Origin of the sequence: Amycolatopsis sp. NPDC051903 (genome assembly GCF_044452505.1) — a bacterium.
In the GTDB taxonomy this organism is placed as follows: domain Bacteria; phylum Actinomycetota; class Actinomycetes; order Mycobacteriales; family Pseudonocardiaceae; genus Amycolatopsis.
The window spans coordinates 1-25,554 of record NZ_JBITBT010000037.1 but is presented as its reverse complement, the minus strand read 5'-3'; the positions used below and the strand labels follow the sequence as shown (position 1 = coordinate 25,554).

At 70.9% G+C, this 25,554-nt stretch carries 26 protein-coding genes and 1 pseudogene; 16 read left to right on the top strand and 11 right to left on the bottom strand.

The window, feature by feature from the left end; translation table 11 throughout:
• Nucleotides 1-796 precede the first annotated feature (796 nt).
• Nucleotides 797-2,029 (bottom strand): MFS transporter, encoded by a 1,233-nt coding sequence (locus ACIA77_RS42310; protein WP_395891792.1) that lies wholly within the window; start codon nt 2,027-2,029, stop codon nt 797-799.
• Between the two features lie 133 nt (nt 2,030-2,162).
• Here ACIA77_RS42310 and ACIA77_RS42305 point away from each other — a divergent pair, with 133 nt between their 5' ends.
• Nucleotides 2,163-3,674, top strand: a complete 1,512-nt coding sequence (locus tag ACIA77_RS42305; protein ID WP_395891791.1) for a serine/threonine-protein kinase — start codon at nt 2,163-2,165, stop codon at nt 3,672-3,674.
• 4 nt (nt 3,675-3,678) lie between these two features.
• Here the strand turns inward: ACIA77_RS42305 and ACIA77_RS42300 are convergent, their stop codons facing one another.
• Nucleotides 3,679-4,320, bottom strand: coding sequence for an HAD family hydrolase (locus ACIA77_RS42300; protein WP_395891790.1), 642 nt, complete (start codon nt 4,318-4,320; stop codon nt 3,679-3,681).
• A gap of 82 nt (nt 4,321-4,402) precedes the next feature.
• Nucleotides 4,403-5,323: an SDR family NAD(P)-dependent oxidoreductase gene (locus ACIA77_RS42295; RefSeq protein WP_395891789.1), complete on the bottom strand. Its 921-nt coding sequence runs from the start codon at nt 5,321-5,323 to the stop codon at nt 4,403-4,405.
• 123 nt (nt 5,324-5,446) lie between these two features.
• On the opposite strand from ACIA77_RS42295, the gene ACIA77_RS42290 reads away from it, so the two are divergent.
• The 5 genes and pseudogenes from ACIA77_RS42290 to ACIA77_RS42270 all read left to right on the top strand — a co-directional run bounded on the left by ACIA77_RS42290 (nt 5,447) and on the right by ACIA77_RS42270 (nt 9,045).
• Nucleotides 5,447-6,007 (top strand): TetR/AcrR family transcriptional regulator, encoded by a 561-nt coding sequence (locus ACIA77_RS42290; protein ID WP_395891788.1) that lies wholly within the window; start codon nt 5,447-5,449, stop codon nt 6,005-6,007.
• A gap of 78 nt (nt 6,008-6,085) precedes the next feature.
• A pseudogene (locus tag ACIA77_RS42285) lies at nt 6,086-6,362 on the top strand (RNA polymerase sigma factor); the annotation flags it as partial.
• Nucleotides 6,363-6,424: 62 nt separating this feature from the next.
• Nucleotides 6,425-6,778, top strand: a complete 354-nt coding sequence (locus ACIA77_RS42280) for a redoxin domain-containing protein (RefSeq protein WP_395891787.1) — start codon at nt 6,425-6,427, stop codon at nt 6,776-6,778.
• Nucleotides 6,779-6,832: 54 nt separating this feature from the next.
• Nucleotides 6,833-8,029 (top strand): DNA polymerase IV, encoded by a 1,197-nt coding sequence (dinB, locus tag ACIA77_RS42275; RefSeq protein WP_395891786.1) that lies wholly within the window; start codon nt 6,833-6,835, stop codon nt 8,027-8,029.
• Between the two features lie 161 nt (nt 8,030-8,190).
• Nucleotides 8,191-9,045 carry a hypothetical protein gene (locus ACIA77_RS42270; RefSeq protein WP_395891785.1) on the top strand — a complete coding sequence of 285 codons (855 nt, stop codon included), beginning with the start codon at nt 8,191-8,193 and terminating at the stop codon, nt 9,043-9,045.
• Nucleotides 9,046-9,267: 222 nt separating this feature from the next.
• Here the strand turns inward: ACIA77_RS42270 and ACIA77_RS42265 are convergent, their stop codons facing one another.
• The 3 genes from ACIA77_RS42265 to ACIA77_RS42255 all read right to left on the bottom strand — a co-directional run bounded on the left by ACIA77_RS42265 (nt 9,268) and on the right by ACIA77_RS42255 (nt 12,477).
• The gene (locus ACIA77_RS42265) at nt 9,268-10,482 is read right to left on the bottom strand and encodes a monodechloroaminopyrrolnitrin synthase PrnB family protein (RefSeq protein WP_395891784.1); all 1,215 of its coding nucleotides are present in this window, start codon (nt 10,480-10,482) and stop codon (nt 9,268-9,270) included.
• Between the two features lie 21 nt (nt 10,483-10,503).
• Nucleotides 10,504-10,908: a DUF742 domain-containing protein gene (locus ACIA77_RS42260; RefSeq protein ID WP_395891783.1), complete on the bottom strand. Its 405-nt coding sequence runs from the start codon at nt 10,906-10,908 to the stop codon at nt 10,504-10,506.
• Nucleotides 10,909-11,076: 168 nt separating this feature from the next.
• Complete coding sequence (locus ACIA77_RS42255) at nt 11,077-12,477, bottom strand: sugar porter family MFS transporter (RefSeq protein ID WP_395891782.1); 1,401 nt, start codon at nt 12,475-12,477, stop codon at nt 11,077-11,079.
• Between the two features lie 455 nt (nt 12,478-12,932).
• Here ACIA77_RS42255 and ACIA77_RS42250 point away from each other — a divergent pair, with 455 nt between their 5' ends.
• From ACIA77_RS42250 to ACIA77_RS42225, 6 genes are all read left to right on the top strand, one after another.
• Complete coding sequence (locus tag ACIA77_RS42250) at nt 12,933-13,232, top strand: hypothetical protein (RefSeq protein ID WP_395891781.1); 300 nt, start codon at nt 12,933-12,935, stop codon at nt 13,230-13,232.
• Complete coding sequence (locus ACIA77_RS42245; protein ID WP_395891780.1) at nt 13,229-14,800, top strand: alpha/beta hydrolase; 1,572 nt, start codon at nt 13,229-13,231, stop codon at nt 14,798-14,800. Before ACIA77_RS42250 ends, ACIA77_RS42245 begins: the two co-directional genes overlap by 4 nt.
• A 71-nt stretch (nt 14,801-14,871) precedes the next feature.
• Complete coding sequence (locus ACIA77_RS42240; RefSeq protein WP_395891779.1) at nt 14,872-15,417, top strand: hypothetical protein; 546 nt, start codon at nt 14,872-14,874, stop codon at nt 15,415-15,417.
• Nucleotides 15,418-15,463: 46 nt separating this feature from the next.
• A complete protein-coding gene (locus ACIA77_RS42235) occupies nt 15,464-16,066 on the top strand; it encodes a TetR/AcrR family transcriptional regulator (protein WP_395891778.1) in 603 nt (200 codons plus the stop codon).
• Between the two features lie 19 nt (nt 16,067-16,085).
• Complete coding sequence (locus tag ACIA77_RS42230) at nt 16,086-16,409, top strand: ArsR/SmtB family transcription factor (protein ID WP_395891777.1); 324 nt, start codon at nt 16,086-16,088, stop codon at nt 16,407-16,409.
• An 80-nt stretch (nt 16,410-16,489) separates the two neighbouring features.
• On the top strand, nt 16,490-17,347 hold the full coding sequence (locus ACIA77_RS42225; RefSeq protein ID WP_395891851.1) for a TIGR03620 family F420-dependent LLM class oxidoreductase: 858 nt from the start codon (nt 16,490-16,492) through the stop codon (nt 17,345-17,347).
• Between the two features lie 80 nt (nt 17,348-17,427).
• Here the strand turns inward: ACIA77_RS42225 and ACIA77_RS42220 are convergent, their stop codons facing one another.
• A complete protein-coding gene (locus ACIA77_RS42220; RefSeq protein WP_395891776.1) occupies nt 17,428-17,988 on the bottom strand; it encodes a YceI family protein in 561 nt (186 codons plus the stop codon).
• Between the two features lie 110 nt (nt 17,989-18,098).
• On the opposite strand from ACIA77_RS42220, the gene ACIA77_RS42215 reads away from it, so the two are divergent.
• Entirely contained in the window at nt 18,099-18,575 is a 477-nt protein-coding gene (locus tag ACIA77_RS42215) for a MarR family winged helix-turn-helix transcriptional regulator (RefSeq protein ID WP_395891775.1), read from the top strand.
• A 21-nt stretch (nt 18,576-18,596) separates the two neighbouring features.
• The gene (locus tag ACIA77_RS42210) at nt 18,597-19,625 is read left to right on the top strand and encodes a glutathione S-transferase family protein (RefSeq protein WP_395891774.1); all 1,029 of its coding nucleotides are present in this window, start codon (nt 18,597-18,599) and stop codon (nt 19,623-19,625) included.
• Nucleotides 19,626-19,709: 84 nt separating this feature from the next.
• On the opposite strand, the gene ACIA77_RS42205 is transcribed toward ACIA77_RS42210, so the two are convergent.
• The 4 genes from ACIA77_RS42205 to ACIA77_RS42190 form a co-directional block, all read right to left on the bottom strand.
• Nucleotides 19,710-20,456, bottom strand: a complete 747-nt coding sequence (locus tag ACIA77_RS42205; RefSeq protein ID WP_395891773.1) for an SDR family NAD(P)-dependent oxidoreductase — start codon at nt 20,454-20,456, stop codon at nt 19,710-19,712.
• A 103-nt stretch (nt 20,457-20,559) separates the two neighbouring features.
• A complete protein-coding gene (locus tag ACIA77_RS42200; protein WP_395891772.1) occupies nt 20,560-21,447 on the bottom strand; it encodes a LysR family transcriptional regulator in 888 nt (295 codons plus the stop codon).
• 33 nt (nt 21,448-21,480) lie between these two features.
• Nucleotides 21,481-21,948: a hypothetical protein gene (locus tag ACIA77_RS42195; protein ID WP_395891771.1), complete on the bottom strand. Its 468-nt coding sequence runs from the start codon at nt 21,946-21,948 to the stop codon at nt 21,481-21,483.
• Nucleotides 21,949-22,017: 69 nt separating this feature from the next.
• Nucleotides 22,018-22,890, bottom strand: coding sequence for an NAD-dependent epimerase/dehydratase family protein (locus tag ACIA77_RS42190; RefSeq protein ID WP_395891770.1), 873 nt, complete (start codon nt 22,888-22,890; stop codon nt 22,018-22,020).
• 100 nt (nt 22,891-22,990) lie between these two features.
• On the opposite strand from ACIA77_RS42190, the gene ACIA77_RS42185 reads away from it, so the two are divergent.
• Together ACIA77_RS42185 and ACIA77_RS42180 are read left to right on the top strand one after the other, a co-directional pair.
• On the top strand, nt 22,991-23,923 hold the full coding sequence (locus tag ACIA77_RS42185; RefSeq protein WP_395891769.1) for an ATP-binding cassette domain-containing protein: 933 nt from the start codon (nt 22,991-22,993) through the stop codon (nt 23,921-23,923).
• Nucleotides 23,920-24,705, top strand: a complete 786-nt coding sequence (locus ACIA77_RS42180) for an ABC transporter permease (RefSeq protein WP_395891768.1) — start codon at nt 23,920-23,922, stop codon at nt 24,703-24,705. Before ACIA77_RS42185 ends, ACIA77_RS42180 begins: the two co-directional genes overlap by 4 nt.
• Nucleotides 24,706-25,554: the final 849 nt, after the last annotated feature.

Genomic DNA, 25,554 nt, shown 5'->3' with positions numbered 1-25,554 from the left:
AAGACGACTGCGACCCGAGAGGGGCGACTCGATGCGCGACAACAACTGGTGAGTGAGCGCGGCCGGCACGCCACTGGGCGAAGGGAGGTCTGGCTGTGCGCGACAACAACTGGGCCCGCTGATCTGACCGGAAGACGACTGCGACCCGAGAGGGGCGACTCGATGCGCGACAACAACTGGTGAGTGAGCGCGGCCGGCACGCCACTGGGCGAAGGGAGGTCTGGCTGTGCGCGACAACAACTGGACCCGCTGATCCGACCGGAAGACGACTGCGACCCGAGAGGGGCGACTCGATGCGCGACAACAACTGGTCTCGCTGAGCCCGACCGCCAACGACCAGCCCGAACCGAGCGAGAGGAGTGAACGGATGCGCGACAACAACTGGGCCCGCTGACCCGCCCGGTGACCACCGCGACGAGCCGAAAGGAAACAGCCCGCGCGTGACAACAACTGGTCTCGCTGAACGCGACCCGACTGACCACTGCGACGAGCCGAAGGGAGAGAGCCCGTGCGCGACAACAACTGGACCCGCTGAAACCCGATCCGACCAACCACCCGCACGAACCGAGAGGAGGAGCCCGTGCGCGACAACAACTGGACCCGCTGAGCCCCCCGCCCATCCGGCCCCGAGGACCCGACGAACCGAGAGGAGCGAACCCGTGCGTGACAACAACTGGACTTGCTGACCGAACGCCGCGAAACACCCGTCGAGGGGGTGAAAGGCATGCGTGACAACAACTGGATCAGCTGACTGCCCGCGACAGGACCCGGCCGGCCACCGACCACGGGGTGGCGTTCAGGGCGCCGCCGGTGGTGTGGCCTCGTCGAGGGGGCTTCGGCGAGGCCAGGCCGCTCGGGTCCAGGCCGTGGCGGCGAGGGCGGCGACCGTCGCGCCGGTGGCGGCCGCGACGGCGACCACGGTCGTGGGCGCGAGCACCTGGGCCAGCGCCCCGGCGGCCGCGATGGCCAGGCCCTGCGAGGCGCGCAGTGCGGCGATCGCGACGCCGATCACCTGGCCGCGCTGCTCGGGCGGGGCCGCGAGGCTGTACTGGACCTGCGTGATCAGGTCGTGCGCGGACAGCGCACCCGAGATGGTCCAGAGCACCACGGTGACGGCGAGGCCGGGCGTCCAGCCCGTCGGCAGCAGCACGAGGCTGGTCGCGATCGCGAGCGGGCCCAGCAGCCGCGCCTGGCGCACGCGCGGCAGCCGGCTCAGCAGCACCGCGCCGGCCAGCGTGCCGACGGGGTTGGCGATCAGCAGCCACGGCAGCACGCCCGTGCCACCGAGCTGCGCGGCGATCGGCACGGCCAGGCCCTCGGGCACCACGTAGAACCCGCAGCAGCACGCGATCGCCAGCAGCGACCGCAGCCGCCGGTCCCGCGCGACGAGGCGGCAGCCCGCGACGAGCGTCGCCCACTGCGGTTTCCGTTCGGCGACGACGCCGACGGGGTGCGGCCGCAGCCCCCAGCGCAGCGCGAGCGCCGACACAGCGAACGTCACCGCGTCGACCCACAGCGCGCCCGCGACCCCGAGCCACGCGACCACCGCCGCGCCGGCGCCGAAGCCGATCACGAGCGCCGCCTGGTACGTCGAGGACAGCGCGGCCTGGCCGACGGGCAGCCGGTCCGGTCCGAGGATGTCGGGCAGCACGGCCTGCCGCGCCGACTGGAACGGCCCCGCCGCCAGCTGCACCACCACGAGCAGCGCCGCGGCCACCGGCCACGGCAGCCCCGGGATCGCCATCACGGCCACGAGCACCGCGCGCAGCACGTCGGCCACCACCAGCACAGACCGCCGCGGGAAGCGGTCGGCGAGGCCGCCGAGCGCACCGCCGAAGAGATCGGGCAGGTAGGTCAACGCGTAGGTGAGCGCCGCCCAGCCCGCGGATTCGGTACGGTCGAACACGAGCACTGTGAGCGCGACCCGGGCCAGTTGATCACCGGCGACCGACAGCACGTGCGCGAGCCACAGAGCCCGGAATTCGGTCACGCCGAACACGTTCCGGAACGAGGGGGCGCGGGCGCTCATGTGATCAGAGTGTCCCGGCCTGGCCACGCGGAGCAACCCCCGCCCCCAGCGGTGGGGCGTCGGGACACTCGGGTGAGCGCCGTGAAAAACTTGGCGATCGCCGTCCGTGAACGTCGCACCGAGGGGTTTTTCGTTGACCGAGGAGAGCCGGCAGATCGCCGGTCGCTACCAGCTCGTCGAGCTCATCGGCAGCGGCGCCATGGGCATGGTCTGGCGCGGTGAGGACAAGATCCTCGGCCGCGTCGTCGCGGTGAAAGAACTCCTGATGCCCCTGAACCAGGGCGAGGAGAAGCTCGACGAAGCGAAGAGCCGCGCCATGCGCGAGGCCCGCATCGCCGCGCGGCTGCAGCACCCCAACGCCATCTCCGTGTTCAACGTGGTCGAGTACGAAGACCGGCCGTGGCTGATCATGGAGTACCTGCCTTCGCGCAGCCTGTCCGCGAAGCTGCACGACGACGGCCCCCTGTCCGTCGACGAGGTCATCCCCATCGCCGTGCAGCTCGCCGGGGTGCTGGCCGCCGCGCACCGCGCCGGCATCGTGCACCGCGACGTCAAGCCCGGCAATGTCCTGCTCGGCGAAGACGGCACCGTCAAGGTCACCGACTTCGGCATCTCCCGCGCGGTCGGCGACGTCACGCTGACCGCCACCGGCGAGATCTCCGGCACGCCCGCGTTCCTCGCGCCCGAGGTCGCGCGCGGCGAGGAAGCGACGTTCGCCTCCGACGTCTTCGCCCTCGGCGCCACGCTGTACATGGCGGTGGAGGGCGAGCCGCCCTTCGGCACGGCCGACAACGCGATCGCGTTGCTGTACCGCGTGTCCAGCGGTTCGATCAACCCGCCGAAGCAGGCCGGCAAGCTCGAACCGCTGCTGCTCAAGCTGCTCGAGCTCAAGCCCGACGACCGGCCCTCCACGGCCGAGGTGCTCACCGAACTGCGCGAGCTCGACGGGCACGCCACGCCGGTCGCGTCGGTGCCCGTCCCGCTGACGGTGCCGGCTCCGGTTCCCGCCGCCACGCCGGCCGCCGCTCCCGCCGCCACGCCGGCCGCCGCTCCCGCCGCCACGCCCACGACGCCCGCGCCGCCCCCCGTCGACCGAAGACGGCGCCCGATGATCCTCGCCGGAGCCGGCGCGGTGGTCGTGGTGGTCGTCGTCGTGGTCATCGTGCTGCTCACCCGCAACGACAGCCCGCCGCCCACCGCGAACGGCGGCGCGCCCGCCCCCGTCGTGAACTCCTCGGCCGCCAGCACCACGCCGCCGCCGACCACCAGCTCGCAGACGCCGCCGCCGTCGAGCCCGCCGTCGTCGCCGAGCAGTTCGTCACCGACAGCGAGTTCAGTGGCCTCGCCACAGGACATGGGAGCCGCGCTGACGCACTACTTCTCGCTCATCCCGGGCAACCTGCAGGAGGGCTTCGGCTTGCTCACGGACAGCTTCAAAGCGACCAGACACCAGACTTTCGCCACATACCAGAACTTCTGGGACGACTACAAGTCGGCGAGCGCGAGCAATGTGCAGGTGATCGGTGCCGACCGGCTGAGTGCCGACATCACTTACGTCCACAGCAACGGTTCCCGGGAGACGAATCACCACACGTACCACATGGTCGACGACAACGGTGTGTGGAAGATCGACTCCGAGAGCTGACCACTCACTCCAAGAGCAGTTCGATGGCCCCGGCAGCGTCGGCGACGACGTGATCCGGGGCTTTTTCGTCGCCGCTCCACTCGCGGCCGCGGTCGACCCACACCGTGTGCAGGCCGGCGGCCCGGCCGCCCGCGATGTCGGCCCGCGCGCCGTCGCCGACCATCCAGCCGTCGGCCAGCGGGGCCTGGCACCGTTCCGCCGCGATCTCGAAGAGCCGCCGGTCCGGTTTGCCGACGCCTTCGTGCTCCGAGATGGCCCAGCCGTCGACGAGCCCGGCGACGTCCGTGCACAGCAGGGTCGCGAGCTGCTGCTCGGCGTTGCCGTTGGTCACCACGCCGATGCGCCAGCCCGCGCTGCGCAGCCGCGGCAGGCCCGTGAGCACCCCCGGCGCGGCGGGGATCAGCGCGGGGTGCCGCCGGCGGTAGGACTCGAGGAGCTCGGCCACGGTGGCCTTCACCGTGAACCGGTCGCGTACGGCCGCGAAGAACGCTTCGCGAGGCGCGTGCCCGTCTTCGTCGGCCGCGGTGAGCCACGTCGCGTCGTCGGCCGACAGCCGGTGCTCCGCGCAGAACTCCCAGGCCCACCGCCGGAATCCCTCCGCGCGGTCGACGAGGGTGTTGTCGAGGTCGAACAGCACGAGCCGCACGGAACGACCCTAAGCGGACACCGCCCACGGCCGCACGCCGATCGGGCACAACGAACCCGAGCAGCGCACGACGTCCGTCGGATCAGCGGGCGAGCAGGTCCAGCGAGACCTCCCACAGCAGCGTCGCGGCCGCGGGGTCGAGTGCGTGGGCGGCGACGCCGTCGCGGGCCGGCGGCACGTTCGGCGCGGCCTCGGCGCAGTCCTCGAAGTAGCGGCCGCTGACGCCCGTCAGCAGGGGAGACGCGGCGAGCAGCACCGACGTCGCCGCGCCCTGCTCCGGCGTCTTCCACGCGAAATCCTTGGCCACGGCCTCGAATTCGGCGTTGCCCTCCTGGTGGCGCTGCAGCGCGGTGCGGATGCCGCCGGGCATGAGCGCGTTGGCGGTGATGCCGTCGGCGGCCCAGCGCCGGGTGGCCTCGACGGCGAAGAGCACGTTCGCGGTTTTGCTCTGGCCGTAGGCCGACCACGGTTCGTACTCGCGGTGCTCGAAGTGGAGGTCGTCGAACACGACGCCCGACCGCAGGTGCGCGCTGGAGCTGACGGACACGACACGCGCGTGGCCGGCCCGCGCGAGCGCGTCGTGGAGGCCGACGGCGAGGCCGAAGTGGCCGAGGTGGTTGGTGGCGAACTGGTGCTCCCAGCCTTCGGGGGTGCGGGTGAGCGGTTCGGCCATCACGCCGGCGTTGTTCACGAGGATGTGCAGCGGGCCCTGCCAGCCGCTCACGAACTTGGCGACGGAATCGCGGTCGGCGAGTTCGAGGTGCCGGACGTCGATCGCCTCGTTGCTCGTGGTCGCGGTGAGGTCCGCGGCCGTGCGGTGACCGGCTTCGGTGTTGCGGACGGCGAGCGTGACTTCCGCGCCGGCCGCGGCGAGCGCGCGGGCGGTCTCGACGCCGATCCCGGACGCCCCTCCGGTCACGATGGCGCGACGGCCGGTGAGGTCGACGCCCGCGACGACGTCGGCGGCGGTGGACTCCCGGGTGAACGGGGTGGTGATGCGCATGGCGGTCCTGTCCTGAAGTCGTTGCGGAGGATCCTCCGCTTGACTCGACGTTAACCGGAGGATCCTCCGATCGCAAGTATGCTTGAGTGGGGCCAACCGGAAGGGGTACGAGGTGATGGCGACGTGACGAAACCACTGCGCGCGGACGCGCGACGCAACCGCGACCTCCTGCTCGCCTCCGCCGTCCGGCTGTTCTCCGAGAAGGGCCTCGACGCCACGCTCGACGCGATCGCGAAGGACGCCGGCGTCGGCATCGGCACGCTCTACCGGCACTTCCCGACGCGGGAGTCCCTGATCGAAGCCGCGTACCGCAACGAGCTGGACCAGCTGTGCGACGCCGGTCCGGTGCTGCTGGAGGAGCTTCCGCCGGACCAGGCGCTACGCACGTGGATGGACCGGTTCGTGGACTACATGACCACGAAGATCGGCATGTCCGACGCCCTGCGCGCGGTGATCGCGTCGGGCGGCGACCCGTACGCGCACAGCCGCGACCGGCTGAACTCGACGATCGAAAAGCTCCTCGAACCGCTGACGGCTGCCGGGACGCTGCGCGACGACGTGCTCGTGGACGACGTCCTGATCGGGCTCAGCGGGATCGCACTGGCCGCCGGGGCGCCGGCGCAGCGCGCCCAGGCCGGGCGGCTGCTCGACCTCCTGCTGGACGGCCTCCGCTACGGCGCCTGACCAGGCGCCCCGGCTGAATCCTTTTGCGCTCTGGCGTCCTCTTGTGCCGTGACGGTCGCGTCGGGAAGGAGGCCTGCGATGGGTGCGGCGGCCGAGGGCGGGGCGAGTGAGCGGCTCGTGCGGGTCGCGCAGGGCGGTGACGCCGAGTCGATCGCCGAGGTGGTGCGCGGCGCGCACCCGCACGTGCGGCGGTTCGCGGAGCACCTGTGCGCGTCGCCGCAGGACGCCGAGGACGCGGCGCGAGAAGCGCTGATCGTCCTCTACCGCAAGATCGGGTCCCTGCGCGCCGGCGTCCTGGCTGTTCCGCATCGTCCGGCGCGAATGCCTGCGCCGCGCCCGCGTCGCGCTCCGCGGCACCTCGCACGCCGCCGACGACCGGCGCTGAACCCGGGAACCCCGACCTCCGAGAAACCCTTGATGGAAAAGGAAGTTCGTCGCGCTCGAAATCGGCTCCCCGAGCTGGTGCTCGAAAACACCGAGGGGCAGGCGGTGCGCGTCGCCGACCATCGTGGTGAGGGCGCGGTGCTGCTGTACTTCTCGCGGTCCACGGCGTGCCCGGTCTGCGCGCGGCACGTGCAGGACCTGGTCGGCCGGCGGGGGACGCCGCACGAGGTGGTCGGGCTGGGCCGGCGGCTCTTCGGGGCGCTGCAGCGGTCGGGCACCGTCCTGGTCGCCGCGGCGGGGATCGTCCGCCCCGCGCACGCTGCCACCGTGCCCACCGCGAGCTACGACCGCGCGGGGATCGCCGCGGCGCTGCGCGCACTGGCGTGACTACGCCGTTCGGATGACAAAGGGGGCGGTTTTGTCGGTGTTCGATGCGAACATGTGTTCGTGTCGACCGAAGGACCCATCCTCCACGCCGACCTCGACGCGTTCTACGCGTCGGTCGAGCAGCGGGACGATCCGCGCTTGCGCGGGCGGCCCGTGATCGTCGGCGGCGGCGTGGTGCTGGCGGCGAGCTACGAGGCCAAGGCCAGGGGCGTGCGCACCGCGATGGGCGGCGCGCAAGCCCTGCGGTTGTGCCCGCACGCGATCGTCGTGCCGCCGCGGATGGCGGCCTACAGCGCGGCGAGCAAAGCCGTCTTCGAAGTCTTCCGCGACACCACGCCGGTCGTGGAGGGGCTGTCGATCGACGAGGCGTTCCTGGACGTCGGCGGGCTGCTGCGCATCGCGGGCACCCCGGCCGAGATCGCGCGGCGGCTGAAGGCGGACGTGCTCACGCGCGTCGGGCTGCCGATCACGGTCGGGGTCGCGCGCACGAAGTTCCTCGCGAAGGTCGCGAGCGCGGTCGCGAAGCCCGACGGGCTGCTCGTGGTGCCGCACGAGCGGGAGCTGGAGTTCCTGCACCCGCTGCCGGTCGAACGGCTGTGGGGCGTGGGCAAGGTGACGTCGGAGAAGCTGCGCTCGCGCGGGATCCGCACGGTGCGGCAGGTGGCGGAACTGCCCGAAGTGGACCTGGTGTCGATGCTGGGCCGTGGCGCGGGGCACCACCTGCACGCCCTGGCGCACGGGCGGGATCCCCGGCCCGTCCAGGTCGGCCGCCGGCGCCGGTCGATGGGCTCGCAGCGCGCGCTGGGCCGGCGCCGCCGGTCGATGGCGGAGCTGGACGAACTGCTGGTGTCCATTGTGGATCGGCTCGCCCGGCGGCTGCGGGGCGCGTCGCGGCTCGCGCGCACGGTGGTGCTGCGCATGCGGTTCGCCGACTTCACGCGGGCCACGCGGTCGCGGACGCTGGCCGAGGCGACCGATCACACGGAGACGTTGCTCGCCGCCGCGCGGAAGCTGCTGCTGGAGTCCCAATCGCTGGTCTACGACCGCGGCCTGACGCTGCTCGGGGTGTCGTTCTCGAACCTGACGCCGCACGGCTCGGTGCAGCTGGTGCTGCCGTTCGCCGTCGAGGACGGGGTGGCGGTCGATTCGGCGGTCGACGGCATCCGCGACCGGTTCGGCAGCTCGGCCATCACCCGGGCGGCCCTGCTCGGCCACGACCCCGGGATGTCGGTACCACTGCTGCCGGATTGATCACCGAGCGTGATCTCCACGGTGCCTTCATCGTGTTTTCACCGGCCGTCCGGAAATCCCGTGTAACGAACCGGGCCCGTCCGGCGACGGAGGTGCAGCTACCTGTTTCCGAGCTTTCCCGAAAACCGGAAAACGTACCTTCGGAAGAAACTGTGAGACGCATGGACAAGCTGAGACGCCGGCGCGGCAGCACAATTCTGTTGACGGTCGCGGCCACCGCCGGACTGCTGTTCGTCGCACCCGCGGCGGCCGGCGCCGCCCCGCCGAGCAGCGCGATCGACGTGAGCGCGACGAGCCTGCAGCGCGGCGAGACGTTCACGGTCACCGAGACCCTCTACAACGACCGCGACTTCACCGTCACCGGCTCGAAGGCCGCCCTCTACGGCAAGGAAACGCCGATCACGGACGTCGTCGACGTGGTGTCGTGCGACGTCGCCTGCGGCGTGCTGGGCAGCAGCCTGCGCGCGGGCGTCGGTGACCTGGGCCCCGGCCAGGGCGCCACGGTCACCTTCACCCTCAAGGTCAAGGACACCGCGCCCGACGGTTCGGTGACCCTGCAGGACCAGTTCGTGGGCGACAACTACGCCTTCGACACGCTCGACGGCCCGGCCGTCACCGTCACGCCCGCCACCGACTCCGCCGACATCGCGATCTCCCTGGCGGCCGCCCCGGCCGGGGTGCTGAGCTCGCAGCTCACGTACACGATCACCGCGAAGAACAACGGCCCGGCCACCGCCACCGGTGTCAAGCTGCAGGCCTCGCTGCCCAGCGGCCTGCAGTTCGCGAAGTCGTCGGACTGCACGGCTTCCGGGCGCACGGTCACCTGCGCCGTCCCGTCGATCGCGTCCGGCGCTTCGGTCAAGGCGAGCTTCACCGCCCGCGCCGGCCTGCTGACCATCGGCACCCTCACCACGACGGCCGTGCGCCAGGCCAGCTCGCCGGCCGACCCCAACGCGGCCAACGACAAGGCGTCGCGCTCCTGCCGCGCCGTCACCAGTCTGCTGCTGAGCTGCTGACCTCCCCCGCGAAAGAAAACGGCCCGGCACCTCCCGTCAAGGGAAAGCCGGGCCTTTTTTTCGTATCCTGTTGTCGATCTTCCGCATCCGGGCTCCGGTGGAATTTTTCATTCCTCACCCGATCGGGCTGACCTGACATTTTCGCCGCCGCTCGTCCGCCCGGTCCGAACAACAAATTCCCGCCCGGTGCCGGCCTTTCGGTCACACCGGTCCGGACCAGTGTCAGAACTCGGCCGATGAGGTGAGTGACGCATGGTGGTCGGTACCCGGGCCCTCGGCGATCAGGCCCCGCAGGCGGTCGAGCGATGTCCGGGCCGACGGCTTCCCGGGCCGGTCCCGCGCCGACCGCAGGTCGGCCAGGTGCGAAAGCCCGGCGACGACGACGTCGAGCGGCGGGCCGCTCGACGTGAGCTCCGAAAGGCGTTCCGGCGGTGCGGTTTTCGCCGGTTCCACCAGGAACGGCAGCACGAGCTTGTGGTGGTGGTAGGTGTAGGCGGCGCCGTGCGCGCGGCAGACGGCGAGGAACAGCTCCGCGTTGCGCGTCAGCTGCGGGTTCGGCGCCGTCTCGGCTTCGCGCAGGAACTGCGCGAGCAGCGGTTCCGCACTCCCGATCTCGCGCAGTCGCACCTGGTCCTCGGGCGTGACGTACGGGTACTTCTCCGTCAAGACGTTCTGGTAGAAGGGATCCCGCAGGCTCGTGAGTCCCAGCAGGATGTCGAGCTCGTTGATCGCGGAGAAGTCGCCGGCGTTGACGCCCCGGTATTCGGCGTTGCCGACCCGGTGGGACTTGAAGTACGGCCGCACGTTGAAGAAGAACCGGTCCACGTCGAGTGATTTCGCCAGGACCTGGTTGAACCGCAGCACCTCGTCGAGCGCCGCGCGCGCCGCCTCCAGCAGGGGCCCGGCGAACGGGCTCGACACCCCGATCGTCGTGATCCGCTGCACGGCGGCGGCCGCGCGCTGGTACGCGAAGACCCCCAACCCGTTGTTGGTGAGGAAAACGGCTTCGTCCTCGAGCGAGGTGAACGTCTGGAACCGCCCGCCGGCGGCCGGGTTGTACATGGCCTGGTGCGCGAAGACGAACCGCGGCGCCACCCCCAGCGAGGACCCGAGCCGCAGGGCGAGCGACCAGGCGGCGGAGAGCGCTTCGGCGTCCGCGGCAACCGATTCGTGCCTTCGGCAGGCGGCGAGGTGGTAGCCCACCATCCCCAGCAGCTGGTACTTCTCGTGCTCGGGCACCGGCAGCGCGTCCTCGGCCAGGACGCCGCCGATCAGGTGGTCGCCTTCGGTCACGAGGGTTCGCTTGAGCCGGTCCAGCTCGGGCCGGCCGTCGAGGACCTCGCGCCGTTCGGCGAAGTACGCCTCTTCGAGCGCGGTGTTGTGCTCGACGAACTCGTTCCTGATCCACCGGTCGAACCGGGCCAGCGCAGTCGTCACCGCGCCGAGGATACCCGCGCGCTAGAGGTGGTCGAGCCCGTCGAGCACGCGGTCGAGCACCACCGTGCGGGCTTCCGGGTCGTACGCGCCGACCGGCGGGTGGACGTGCAGCAGCTCTTCGTTGACCAGGTCGTCCACGAGTTCGCGGGCGTCGCCGATCGACCGGCCGAGGTACGCGGAGAGCTCGGCGACCGACACCGTGGACACGCACAGCTCGCACGCGCTGCCGTACGGTTCCCGCAACAGGCGGCTCAGCCGGTGGCCCAGTTCGGTGGTCGAGACCAATGTTTCGAGGGCGAGGTCGTGGGTGACGCGGGCGGCCGTGCGCGACCTCGCGTACGGCCGCACGAGCGGCAGGGCGTCGGTGTCGTCCTCCGGCGCGTCGGGCAGGCGGTGCCGGCCCGGCAACCCGCCCGGTTCGGTCATGCCGCCACCTCCTCGCGTCCTGATGGCAGTGAAGCACCGTGATCACCACCGTGCCAACCGCGCGGGGCGATCTTGTCCGAAGTGGACCCGGTACCGGCCGGGAAAAGCCGGACGGCCGGGGTGGAACGGGAAGATCCCGCCCACCCCGGCCGTCGCGGTTTCGCCGGGTCAGGCCGCCTCGGCCTTGGCGCGCGCGCCGTGCCGGCCGCGCAGGTCGAGCTCGATCTGCTCGAGGGTGCGGCCCTTGGTCTCCGGGACCAGCCACTTCGTGAGACCGAACAGCACCACGTTGATCCCCGCGAAGAGGAACATCGAGCCGCCGAGGCCGAGGGCACCCGGGTCGGAGATGATCGGGAAGATCGCGCTGATGATGCCGGTCGCGGCCCACAGCACCACGCTGCTGATGCCCATACCCGCGGCGCGGACCTTCAGCGGGAAGACCTCCGCCATCATGACCCACACGACGGCGCCCCAGCCGAGCTCGTAACCCACCAGGTAGAGCACCATCGCGACGAGCATCAGGATGCCCTTGGTGTTGGTGTCGTTCACCTCGATCACGATGAAGCCCGCCGCGACGAGCGTGATGACCATGAGCACGTTGCCGATCAGCAGCAGTGGCTTGCGGCCCCAGCGGTCGACGACGAACACCACCCACGCGGTGAACAGGAACTTCGTGATCCCCAGCAGCACACCGGACAGCAGCGCCGCCTGGGTGGCGAAGCCGAGGCCGATCAGCATCGTCGGGAAGTACGCGTTGACCGCGTTGACCCCGCTGAACTGCTGGCCGACCGCGAGCAGCAGCGCCACGACGAGCATCGGCCGCACCATCGGGGCCCACAGGTCCCGGAAGCGCGTCTTGGCCGACTCCGTGTCGAGGCGGATGACCTCGCGGATGGTGCCGATCTCCTCGTCGACGTTCACGCCCGTGCCGTGGGAGCTGCGCAGCACCGAACGCGCCTGCTCTTCGTGGCCGTTGGCGAGCAGCCACCGGGGTGTCTCGGGCAGGAAGACGAGGCCTACGAGCAGGATCAGCGCCGGGACGATGGCGCCGGCGAACATCAGCCGCCAGTTGCCCGACGAGCCGAGCCCGTAGCTCACGAGGAACGCGATCAGGATGCCGAGCACGATGAAGATCTGGTTGAGCGCGCCCATGGCCCCGCGCAGGCGGGCCGGCGCGAGCTCGGACAGGTACGTCGGCACGGTCGAGGACGAGAGCCCGATGCCGACGCCGATCACCAGGCGCGAGATGGTCAGGAGGACGAACGTCGGTGAGACGCTCGCCGCGATCGTGCCGATGATGACGATGACCGCGGCCACCATGATCGTGCGGCGCCGGCCCAGCTTCTCGTTGATCCGCGAGGAGAAGAGGGCTCCGAAGATCGCGCCGACCGAAATGCTGGCCGTGATCACGCCCTTGTCCCACCCGGTCAGGTTCCAGGTCTTGCCGATGAACGGCAGAACACCGGAAATGACACCGAGGTCGTAACCGAACAGGATGCCGCCGAGGGCACCGAAGAAGTACAACGTGATCCTGTTGATGGGCCGCCGCGCCGCGGCTGTCTGTGTCATTGCCGAGCCGTCTCTTTCCTGGGCTGGCCGGCCCGTCCGGTTCGCTGGGGGGTGGCCAGCGCCGTCGGGCCGAGCGGGGTGGGTCTCGAATAGCCGGTGTTTCCTGGCTTGCACCGGGCGCGCCGGAACTCCGCAGCGCAGGGCTGCGAAGCGGCTGTTTCCCCCGCCGGCAACGCCTTTCCCGTTACCGGCCGTTCAGCCGCTGGTCCCCGCCGGCGCGTTCCGGCGAACTTCGCCGTACACGTTCACACGCTGCCCAGCGGTGGGCAATACACCGGCTGATAACTATTCAGTCACGTGACTGCTGTTCACATATGTGGATGCCAGGACGAGCTGATTGCGCAGGTCAGGCGAGGTTTTCCGGACAATGAGGATTTCCGGCACCGCTCAGGAACCGCGCGGTAGGGCCGTTCGTCGTACGGTGTCGTCTGAGCACTCGGGGGAAGAAGGTACGCATGGGTGCGGGGTTCGAGGTCGTCCCGGCGAGCGTGGGGGAGTCGGCGGGACACGCGCACCGCGCCGCGGCGGCAGTGCGGCCGGTGGACCTGAGTGGACCGCTGAGCGGGACAGCCGCCGGAATGCCGGGCGGCCCGAGCGTTTCCGCGGCGGCGCGGCTGAGTGACGTCTGGGGTGCAGCCGTCCCGCAGTGGGTGAAGGACACCGACGCGTACGGCACGCAGCTCGACGACGCCGCCGAAACCTACCGCCGCACCGAGAACTCGGCGGCCGAGGGCCTGCGCTCGGAGGGCCGATGATCACCTGGGGAGACGTGCGGCGCTGGGACGCCGCCGCGATCGGTTCGGTCGCCGACGGGCTGAACGACCGGTGCGCCAAGCTGATCGCGGCCGACGGTGACGTGGAAGGCATGTCGCGCTTCGACGGCTGGACCGGCGACGCGGCGACGGCCGCGCGGGCGCGGGGCACCGCGCTGACCACCCGGCTCGAGCAGCTGGTCGCCGAGGCGTCCGCCGTGCGCCGCGCCGCGCACGAGACGCAACTGGCCGTCGAACGCCTCAGTGCCGACGTCCGCGACACCGACGAGCTGGCCGCGCACAACGGGTTCGCCATCGACGACGGCGGGTCGATCAGCACCGTGCCCGGTCCCGGCGCGGCCCCCGACGACCGGATCCGCGTCGAGCTGACCGACCGCGTCGAGCAGATCCTGCGCCAGGCCACGGACGTCGACGCCGACTTCGCGGCCGTCCTCGAGCGCGCGGCGGACGGCGAAATCACCGACCAGGGCGCGACTTCACTCGCGCAGGCGGCCGACGCGGGCGCCGCGCAGAGCGGCCTGTCGACCATCGGCCGACCGCCGGGCGGCACCCCCGGCGACAACCGCGCGTGGTGGGACAGCCTGCCGGTCACCGCGCAGGGCGCGATCCTGCGCGACAACCCCGACCTCGTCCGCAACCTCGACGGCGTGCCCGCCAAGGACCGCGACGCCGCCAACCGCGTTGTCCTGCAACGGGAAACGGCCCGGCTGCAGAAGGACCCGAGCGACGCCGCGAAGGCCAAGCTGCGTGGTCTGAACGACATCAGCACCCGGCTGGCCGCCACTGGACCCGGGAAACCGCAGGCCTACCTGCTGGCGCTCGACACCGGCGGTGACGGCAAAGCCGTGGTCGCCGCGGGTAATCCCGACACGGCCACGGACGTCGCCACTTACGTGCCCGGCACCGGCAGCGAGCTCGGGAAGATCGGCGGTGACCTCAGCCGGTCGGACAAGATGTGGCAGTCGGCGACGATGGCGGGCTCGCCGTCCCCGTCCGTGATCACCTGGGCCGGCTACGACGCACCCGACGAACTGTGGGACGCGGCGAGCCAGAGCTATGCGGACAACGGGAAAGCCGACCTGTCGAAGTTCGAAGACGGCCTGCGCGCGTCCCACGACGGCGCCCCGTCGCACAACACCGTGCTCGGCCACAGCTACGGCACCACCGTCGTCGGCCACGCCGCGCGCGACGGCGGCCTCAACGCCGACGACGTCGTTTTCGTCGCGAGCCCCGGCGTCGGCGTGGACCACGCGAACCAGCTGCACCTCGACGGCGTCCCGCAGGACCAGGTGGCGCGGCACGTGCACTCGACCGTCGCCGAGCACGACCTGATCAAGATCACCAACGTCGGTGTCCCCGGCCACGACGTCGCGCTCGGCCCCGACCCGGCCGGTTCCGGCTTCGGCGGGCAGGTCTTCGACTCCGCGCCCGGCACGAAGGGCCCGTGGTACGAGGGCGGGCTCTCCGGCGCGGCGCACAGCGAGTACTGGGAAGACGGCAGTCCTTCGCTGCGCAGCTTCGGCCGCATCATCGCGGGGAAACCGGGGTGAGCCGCGTCCGGGCGCTGACCGCCCTCGCCGTCCTGCTGACCACTGTCGCCTGCTCCCCCGGAGGTGGGGCCATGGAATCCACGATCACCGAGAAACAGGCCCACGACCGGGTCGAGGACTACGTGCGCCAAGCGTTCGGGGCGCTGCCGGCCACCGCGTCGCGCACCCTGTTCTCCCAGAACCGCGCGGAGTGCACCGACCCGACCGACGACGGTCCGCCCGGGCGGTTCGAGATCTCCGTGACCTACGAGATCACCGGGCTGGCGGTGGCTTCGTTCGGCGCGCAGTTCGACGCCGTCGTCGCCTGGTGGCGCGCGCACGGCTTCACGGTGGTCACCGACAAGCGGCCCAGCGACCAGTACGTGTTCGCGCGCAACGCCTCCGACAGCTTCGACATGTCGATCCAGGCCAACGACCTCGGCAAGCTGTACCTCGGCGCGACCTCGCCGTGCGTCTGGCCGAACGGCGTCCCGGACGCGGCGCCGGCCCCCGAGCCCGTCGACGAGCCGGCCGCCACGCCCGTGGCCGAAGCGCCGAAGCCCCGCCCGCGCCGCGCGCCCGTGGACGACGAGGACTTCGGCCAGACGAACTGGTCGGACGGCGGCACGGCGTACTGATCCGGGCTAAAGTGGACCCGTCGGTCCAGATGGCTCGGGAGGACACGTGACCCGCACGCTCACCAACAAGGGTGCCGCGACGCGGCTGCGGATCGTCGAGGGCGCCGCGGCGGAGATCCGCGACCGCGGTGTGCTCGCGACGACGCTCGACGACGTCCGCGCCCGCACCGGCACGAGCAAGAGCCAGCTCTTCCACTACTTCCCGGACGGCAAGGAACAGCTGCTGCTGGCCGTCGCCGAGTTCGAGGCCGAGCAGGTGCTCGGGTCGCAACAGCCGTACCTGCGCGCGCTGCACACGTGGGCCGACTGGCGGGCCTGGCGCGACACCGTGGTCGCCCACTACACCGAGCAGGGCCAGCACTGTCCGCTCAACGTCGTGATGTCGCAGATCGGCCGCAACACCCCGGGCGCGCAGGCCGTCTCGACGCAGCTGATGGAGCGCTGGCTGACGGAGCTGGCCGCGGGGATCCGGCACCTGCAGGCAGCGGGCGAAGTCGGGGCGGCGCTCGACGCGGACCGCGCGGCGTCGGCGCTGCTGGCGGGCTTGCAGGGCGGCGTGATCATGCTGCTGTCGACGGGCTCGTCCGTGCACCTGGAAGCCGCGCTGGACGTGGCGATCGAGAACCTGCGCGCCAGTGCGGGCCGGTAGCCGCGCGTATTCTGGGGGAGTGGAAACAGCCGTGGTGACGCCGGATCCCGGTGTGGTGAAAGCGTTGCGCGCGCTGGCCAACCCCGTGCGGCTGCAGCTGCTCGCGTGGCTGCGCGAGCCCGAACGGCACTTCCCGCTCGACAACGGCGTGAACGAAGCCGGCGTGTGCGTGAGCTACCTCCAGGCGAAGGCCGGGCTGGCGCAGTCGACCGTGTCGGCGTACCTCGCTGAGCTCGAACGCGCCGGGCTCGTCCGGTCGACGCGCGTGGGCAAGTGGACCCACTACAAGCGCGACGAAGACCGCATCGCCGAGCTGGTCTCCTCGCTCGGCCAGACGCTGTAATTCCCCGTCGTACCTCCGCTGACCTGCATGGTTGCCCTTCAGATCGTAATTCTGCGATACTTCGATACGTGAAGAAGGACATGGGGAAGTTCGGGATCTGGACGTTCGACTTCGAGCACCAGCCCGCGGCGCTGGTCCGCGACTCCGTGCAGGAGCTGGAGGAACGGGGGTGGCCCGCGGTCTGGATCCCGGAGCTGCTGGGCCGCGAAGCGCTGACGCACGCGGGTTTCCTGCTCGCGTCCACCAGCCGGCTGCGAGTGGTCAACGGCATCGCGCAGATCTTCTCGCGCGACGCGCGGGCGGCCCAGGGTGCCGCGTGCCTGCTGGCAGACGCGTACCCGGGCCGGCACGTGCTCGGCCTCGGGTTCGGCGGGGCGCGGCCGGACGTCAAACCGCTGGCCGCCATGGCCGCCTACCTCGACGAGATGGCCGCCGTCGAGACGCCGAACCCGGCGCCGGCTCAGCCGATCCGCCGGATCCTGGCGGCGTACGGGCCCAAGATGCTGGAGCTCGCACGCGACAAGGCCGACGGGGCGCACGCGTACCACGTGACCGTCGGCCACACCGCGCAGGCGCGGGAGATCCTCGGCCCGGACGCGTTCCTCGGAGTGGAGCACGCGGTGCTGCTCGAAACCGACGCCGGGCGGGCCCGCGCGGTCGCGCGTGAGCACCTGGAGCGGTACCTGACGTCGAAGTACAACGTCGCGAAGTTCCGCCGCCTCGGGTACGCCGAAGCCGACTTCGCTGACGGCGGCAGCGACCGGCTCGTCGACGACCTCGTGTTCTGGGGCGACGTCGACACCGTCGTCGCGAAGCTGCGCCGGCACCTCGACGCCGGGGCCGACCACGTCGGCGTGCAGGTGATCGGGACCCCGCCGGGGGCTACGGCGATGCCGCACTGGCGCCGGCTCGGGGAAGCGCTGGTGGAACAGTCCTAGAAACGCCGCAGGCCGGCTCACCGGAGGAAATCGGTGAGCCGGCCCAGCGCGACCCGGTCACCCGGGGTTCGTGACGAGACTCAGGCGTTCTTGATGGCCGAGATCTCGAACTCGAGGGTGACCTTGTCGGACACCAGCACGCCGCCGGTCTCGAGCGCGGCGTTCCAGGTGATGCCGTAGTCCTTGCGGGAGATCGTGGTGGAGCCTTCGAAGCCCACGCGGTCGTTGCCGAACGGGTCCTTCGCCGAGCCCTCGAAGTCGAACGGGATCGTGATGGTCTGCGTGACGTCCTTGATGGTCAGGTCGCCGGTCACGTCGAAGCTGGCGTCGCCGGTCTGGGTGATCCCGGTGGACACGAACTTGATCTCCGGGTACTCGTCCATCGACAGGAAGTCGTTGCTGCGCAGGTGACCGTCGCGGTCGGCGTTGCGGGTGTCGATGCTGTGCGCCTTGATGGTGACGGTGGCGCTCGACTTGGCCGGCTCGTCGCCGTTCAGGGAGAAGGCGCCGTCGAACTCGTTGAACGCACCGCGGACCTTCGTCACCATCGCGTGGCGCGCGACGAAGCCGATGCGGCTGTGGGCGGTGTCGATGGTGTACTCGCCGGTCAGCTGCGGGTACGTGGTGGTCGCGCTGGTCATGGTTTCTCTTCCTCCGGTGTTCGCTCCCCCAGCCACTTGGTTGAGGGCTCAACTGGACACTAACGCATCAAACGTGATTGCGCGAGCAAGTATTCCGGTAGACTACTCGTGTGGTGGACAGAGTCCCGTTGACCCGGGAAGAAGAGGCCGTGTGGCGACCGCTGACGCGGATCATCACCGTGTTGCCGAGGGTGCTGGAAGATCAGTTCGTGAACGAGACCGGCGTCTCGATGACCGACTACACCGTGCTCGTGTCGCTGTCGGAGGCCGCCGAGGGGTGGCTGCGGCTGACGGACCTGGCCAAGGCGACGGCGCTGTCGCTGAGCCGCATCAGCCGGGTCGTCGACAGCCTCGTCAAGCGCGGGCTCGTGGAGAAGGTCAAGTGCGAGAGCGACGGGCGCGCCGCCAACGCGCGGCTCACCGAAGCGGGCCGGACCAAGCTCAAGGCCGCGTACCCCGGGCACCTCGCGCGGGTGCGGTCGCACCTGTTCGACCACCTGAGTCCCGAGGAGGTCCGCGGCGCGGGCCCGATCCTCGCCCGGCTGGCCGCCGCGCTGGAGCCGCCGGGACAGCAGTGCCCCGAGTGAACCTCCGACGAAAGTGGTGACATGACCGCCGACAGTGCCGCAACTGCCGACAGCGCCAAAACCGCAGCGAAGGGCGAGTTCAAGCGCGACACGAACTACCTCGCCGACCGCATCACCGCCGACGGCCGCGACGGCTGGCCCGTCGAGCCCGGCCGCTACCGGCTCGTGATCGCCCGCGCGTGCCCGTGGGCCAACCGCGCCGCCATCGTGCGCCGCCTGCTGGGCCTCGAGGACGTGCTCTCGATGGGCATCTGCGGGCCGACGCACGACCAGCGCAGCTGGACCTTCGACCTCGACCCCGGCGGCCGTGACCCGGTACTGGGCATCGAGCGGCTGCAGGAGGCCTTCTTCAAGCGCGACCCGCAGTACCCGCGCGGCATCACCGTGCCGGCGATCGTCGACATCCCGACCGGCCAGGTCGTGACCAACGACTTCAAGCAGATGACGATCGACCTGTCGCTCGAGTGGCGGGCCCACCACCGCGAGGGCGCGCCCGACCTGTACCCCCAGGCGCTGCGCGACGAGATCGACGACGTCGCGGAGAAGGTGTTCAGCGACGTCAACAACGGCGTGTACAAGGCCGGTTTCGCGACGACGCAGGCGGCCTACGAAGAGGCGTACACGAAGCTGTTCGACCGGCTCGACTGGCTCTCCGAGCGCCTTGCGACGCAGCGCTACCTCGTCGGCGACACCATCACGGAGGCCGACGTCCGCCTGTTCACCACGCTGGTCCGCTTCGACGCGGTGTACCACGGCCACTTCAAGTGCAACCGGCAGAAGCTCACCGAACTGCCGGTGCTGTGGGCCTACACGCGCGACCTGTTCCAGACGCCGGGCTTCGGCGACACCACCGACTTCGACCAGATCAAGGAGCACTACTACGTGGTGCACCGCTCGATCAACCCGACGGGCATCATCCCCGCGGGCCCGGACCCGTCGGGCTGGCTGACGCCGCACGGCCGCGAGCAGCTCGGCGGCCGGCCGTTCGGCGACGGCACGCCGCCCGAGCCGCCGGTCGACGGGGAGCAGGTGCCGGCGCTCGCCGCGTAGCCCGGCACCGGTTCGCGCACGAGGGCGCCCCCGGCCGGCGGTTTCCGCCTGGCCGGGGGAGCTGCGGCACCGGTGGGGTTTCCGTTACACCGCAACCCGTCCGCCGTCGACCGGCAGCACGGCGCCGTGGATGAAGCTCGCGCCGCCCGTGATGAGGAAGACGATCGCGGCGGCGATCTCGTCCGGGGTGGCGGGGCGGCCCGCGGGGGCGAGGGACGCGAGGTTGTCCAGGCCCTCGCCCATTTCCGCCGTGCCTTCGGTGCGCGTCGGACCGGGGCTCACGGCGTTGACGCGGACGCCGCTGGGCCCGAATTCCGCCGACCACGACTTGGTCAGCAGCTCCAGCGCGGCCTTGCTGGAACCGTACAGGCCCATGCCCGCCGCGCCGAACTCCGCGACCATCGTCGACACGTTGACGATGGATCCCGTGCCGCGCTTGGCCATCGCGGGCGCGAGAGCCGCCACGAGGAAGTACGGGGCCTTCACGTTCAGCGAGTACACCGAGTCGAAGTCCGGCTCCGTGGTCTCCGCCGTCGGCCCGAAGGGGAAGATCCCCGCGCTGTTGACGAGGACGTCGACGTGCCCGGTGACCGCGAGGGCGCGCGAAGCCAGGTCCCGCGCCGATTCCGCGTCGGCGAGGTCGGAGGCGAGGAACGCGCCCTGCCCGCCCGCCGCGACGATCTCCTGCACCACCTGCTCACCGCGGCCCGCGTCGCGGCCGCTCACCAGCACGTGCGCGCCGAGCTTGGCGAGCGCCACCGCGGTCGCGCGGCCGATGCCGCTCGTCGCGCCGGTGACGAGCGCCGTGGTTCCCGACAGTTCTGCCGTCATGGTCATCTCCCGAGTTCCGCCGCGCCGTGGTGCGCGGCCGACTCGTTCAAGCGCTTCCCGGCGAAAAGGCTTCCGACCTGGCGATACGGGCGGCTTATGGCGGCTATAAGGCGTCCAGCGCGGCCACGAGGTGCCCGAGGTCGCGCCGGTGCGACGACGCCGGCCACACCGCCCACGTGCGGCGCACGAGCGGCGCGCCGGCGAGCGGGCACCACGCCACCTGTTCCGGCAGGGGCTGCGTCCAGTTCGGTGGCGCGAGCGTGAACGCGCCGCCCGCGCTCACGGCGGCGAGCTTCAGCTCGGCGATGAGCGCGGGGCTGGCGGCTGGTTCGGTGCCGGCTTCGAGGCCGTGCGAGCGGAAGATGGCGACGATCTCGTCGTACCAGGCCGGGCTGCCTTCGCGCGGGAAGCCGATCCACGTCAGCCCGGCCAGCGCGTCGAGCCGGACCCCGCCGGGCCCGGCGAGCTTCTCGGCGTCCTCCTTCGACAGCAGCACCCCGAGCTTCTCCTCCAGCACCGGCATCGCGTCGAGCTCCGGGCCGACGGGGTGCTCGCGCAGGAGCCCGAGGTCCAGCTCCCCGGTGCGCAGCAGGTCGAGCTGGCCGGTCGTCGCCGCGTGCACGACCTGCACGCGCGTGTCCGGGAACGCGCCGGCCAGGTCGGCGAGCGCGCGCGAGAGGAGGTCCGGCGGCAGCTCCAGCGGGATCCCGATGCGCAGCAGCGTGTTGCCGGAGACGTGCCGCGCCACGGCCGCCACCGCCTGGTCGTGCCGCGCGAGCACGGCACGGGCCTCGGTCAGCAGCGTCCGGCCGGCGTCGGTCGGCTGCACGCCCGCGTTGCTGCGGACGAGCAGCTGCACCCCGAGCTGGCGCTCCAGCGCCTGCACGGTCTGCGACACCGCCGGCTGGCTCACGTGCAGCCGCCGGGCCGCCGCGGACAGCCCGCCCTCCTCGACGACCGCCACGAACGCGCGCATCTCCCGGATCTCCATGCCGCCCATCGCACCACGCCGCCGGGGCTCCCGTCAGCCGGCCTCGAGCACGATGCGCAGCAGCTCCTCGGGGGCGTCGCGCATCAGGTCGTGCTTGCCGTCCAGGGCGTGGACGTTCCACTGTGGATCGTCCTTCAGCCGGGTGTACGTCGGTTCGAACGGGGAACCGCCGTCCCACTCCTTCGCGTACACGTAGTCGCGCCGGCGGAACCGGCTGAGCTCACCCGAGAGCCGGATGCCTTGCAGGGAGGACGCCAACGGGTGCGCCGACGCCCGCGGGTCGAAAAACGGCAGCGGCGGCACCGCGTACCCCGTCTCGGCGACGCTCAGGTACCACTCACGCTGCCGGTCGTCCGTGAGCACCCAGCACGATTCCCCGTCCCGCGGCACGAACGCGTCGACGTACACCAGCGCGTCCACGAGGTCCGGCACCCGGTCGGCCGCGCCGGTGATCACCATGCCGCCGTGGCAGGCCCCGGGAACGAGGACGCAGGTGGTCATGCGGGCAACGCTAGGCAGGCGGGAGTGAGGAGTCCAAGAGCTGGTTGTTCCGCTGTCGAGAACCGACGGTTATCGAGCCATCGCGGCCAGCCCCTCGCGTGCGCTCGGGTACCGCGGCGCCCACCCGGTCGCCGAACGAAAACGCGTGTTCCGCACCCGCAGGGACCGCGTCAGCGAGGTCAGGCGATCGCCGAACAGCAGGGCGGCGGAGCTCGGGCCGCGCAGCCACGGACGGGCGCCGGCGGCGGAGGACAGGGCGTCGCTGAAGGCGCGTTTCGTCAGCGGCGCGTCGTCCACCACGTTGTAGGTGCCGGGTGGGGCCGTGAGGGCCGCGGCGCCGGCGTCGACGACGTTGACGGTCGACAAGTAGCCCGAGGGCGGGCCCAGCTCGAGGACGAGGTGGCGGCGAGCCAGCGCGAGCAGCTGTTCGCTGTGCCGCGCGCCCGGTCCGTAGAACCAGCCGAACCGCAGCACGGTTCCGCCGGCGGCGTTGGCTTCGGCGGCGAGGTTGCCACGCGCGGCGGGGAAGTGGTCGACGGGAGTGTCCTCGTCGACCCAGGCCGGGCCGTCGGCGCGGTACAGCAGGCACACCGACTCCTGCACCAGTTGTCCCACGCCCGCCCGCCGGCACGCCTCGGCGACGGCGGCCGAACCTTCCGTGCGGACGTGTTCGCAGCGTCGCCAAGCGCTGCGGAAGAGGAAGCGCGACATCGGCGGCAGCGCGCTCGCCAGGTTCACCACCGCGTCGTGCCCGTCGAACGCGACCGCCAGCCCCGCGGCGTCGAACAGCGAAACCCGCACCGGGCGAGCGCCGCGCGCGGCCAGCAGCGCCGCCGACGCCGGGGTGCGGGCCAGTGCGCTGACCTGGTGTCCTGCGCGCACCAGCGCCGTCACCGCGTGCCCGCCGACGGCGCCCGTGCCTCCGGTTACGAACACCTTCACCAGACCACCGTAACCCGTGTCAGCACCGTGTCAGCGCGAGCGCGGGGCGGTGTCAGCGCCGTCGGCGACCGTGGTCGCACCACGGAGAAACGGGGGCCACATGACCACCTCAGCCATCACGGCGACGGGCCTGCGCAAGGCCTACGGCGACCAGACGGTGCTCGACGGCATCGACCTCGACGTCACCGAAGGCAGCGTGTTCGCCCTGCTCGGGCCCAACGGCGCGGGCAAGACCACGACCGTCCAGATCCTGTCCACGCTGCTCGCGCCGGACGCCGGCGCGGTGCGCGTCGCGGGGCACGACCTCGCGGCCGACCCCGACGGCGTGCGGTCCGCCATCGGCGTCACGGGCCAGTTCTCGGCCGTCGACGACCTGCTGACGGGGGAGGAGAACCTGCGGCTGATGACCGACCTGCACCACCTCGGCAAGGCCGCCGGGCGCCGGCGCGTCGCGGAGCTGCTGGAGCAGTTCGACCTGGTGGACGCGGGGCACAAGCTCGCATCGACGTACTCCGGCGGCATGCGCCGGCGCCTGGACCTCGCGATGAGCCTCGTCGGCGTGCCGCGCATCATCTTCCTCGACGAGCCCACCACGGGTCTGGACCCGCGCAGCCGCCGGACGATGTGGACGATCATCCGCGAGCTCGTCGCCGGTGGCGTCACGGTTTTCCTCACCACGCAGTACCTCGAGGAGGCCGACCAGCTGGCCGACCGGATCGCCGTGCTGGACCACGGCCGGCTCGTCGCGCAGGGCACCGCCGACGAGCTCAAGCGCCTCATCCCGGGCGGCCACGTGCGGCTGCGCTTCGACGACGTGCCCACCCTGGGCTCGGCCGCGTCGCTCTTCCCGTCGTCCACCCGCGACGACGACGCCCTGACCCTGCAGGTCCCCAGCGACGGCGGTGTCCAGTCGCTGCGCTCCCTGCTCGACAAGCTCGACTCGGCTCAGCTCGAGGTCGGCGAGCTGTCCGTGCACCTGCCCGATCTCGACGACGTCTTCCTCGCCCTCACCGAACGGAGTGCAGTCCGATGACCCACGCCCTGCGCGATTCCTCGACCATGTTGCGCCGCAACCTCAAGCACATGCTGCGCTACCCGTCGATGACGCTGATGCTGCTGCTCATGCCCGTCGTCTTCCTGCTGCTGTTCGTCTACGTCTTCGGCGGCACCCTGGGCGCCGGCCTCGGCGGCACCGGCGGCGGCCGCACGGCCTACCTCGAATACGTGACGCCCGGCATCATCCTCATGGCCGTCTGCGGCGCGGTCCAGGGCACGTCCATCTCCGTCGCCATGGACATGACCCAGGGCATCATCGCCCGCTTCCGCACCATGGCCATCAGCCGCGGCTCCGTGCTGACGGGCCACGTCCTCGGCAGCATCATCCAGGCCATGCTCTGCGTGGTGGTGATCCTCGGCATCGCCTTCGCCATCGGCTTCCGCACCGAAGCGAACTTCCTGCAGTGGCTCGGCGTCGCGGGCATGCTCCTGCTGCTCGCCTTCGCCCTGACCTGGCTCACCGTCGCACTGGGCCTGGTCACCAAGAGCGTCGAAACCGCCTCCAACCTCCCCATGCCCCTCATCCTGCTCCCGTTCCTCGGCAGCGGCTTCGTCCCCACCGACTCCATGCCCACCGCCCTGCGCTGGTTCGCCGAATACCAACCCTTCACCCCCGTCATGGAAACCCTCCGCGCCCTGCTCCACGGCACCACGACCAGCACCACGAACGTGGCACTCGGCATCGGCTGGTGCGTCGCCATCTCGCTGGGTGGGTATTTCTGGGCCCGGAAGCTTTTTGAACGCAACATCGTGCGGTAATGAAGCTCGTGCGGTAGAAAAACGACTCCCACCCAACCACACGAAAACGCACCGACAACTACCCGAGGGGAACCACCCACACCTCCCCCGCCCCCGATCCCCAGCCTCTTCTACGGGACTCACCTTGTGTCAAGGTACGCTTTCCCGCCTTGACACAAGGTGAGTCCCGTAGAACGATAGATGGACGGGGGGCCGTTCCCCTCGGTCTTTAATTCCCGGAGGGAATTCTTCGCCTTCGGCGAATCGCCGTAGGCGAAAAGATGTCGCCTACGGCGAAGGAACTCACTTCGGACGCTCCCCGAAGCCCCATTGTGACTACGGTTCGGGGCCTCTTGTCAAGGCGGGAAAGCGTACCTTGACAAGAGGCCCCGAACCGCGTTCTGGCTTCGTATCGGGGAGCAGGGCAGGGGCTGGTCGGTCACTCCGTCGGTGCCGTTGCCGGCTGGCTGTTGTGTAGTTGGGGGTGGGTGGTGCCAAGTGAGTGGTTGCCTTAGCGGGTCGGCTGATCAATTTATCGGTGCCGTTGCCGGCTGGCTGTTGTGTAGTTGGCGGTGGGTGGTGCCAGGTGGGTGGTTGGGTTAGCGGGCGGGTCGATCACTTCATCGGCGCCGTCGCCAGCTGTCTGTTGCGTAGTTGGCCGTGGGTGGCGCCATCTGAATGGTTGCGTTAGCGGGCGAGTCGGTCACTTCATTGGTGCCGTTGCCGGCTGGCTGTTGTGTAGTTGGCGGCGGGTGGTGCCAAGTGAGTGGTTGCCTTAGTACTGCAACAACACTTCGTTAGGTAGTCACCGGCGTGTCGGTTAGGCTCTGGTTCGACGGTCGTGTAGTTGATCTTGTGTGCTGGAGATGG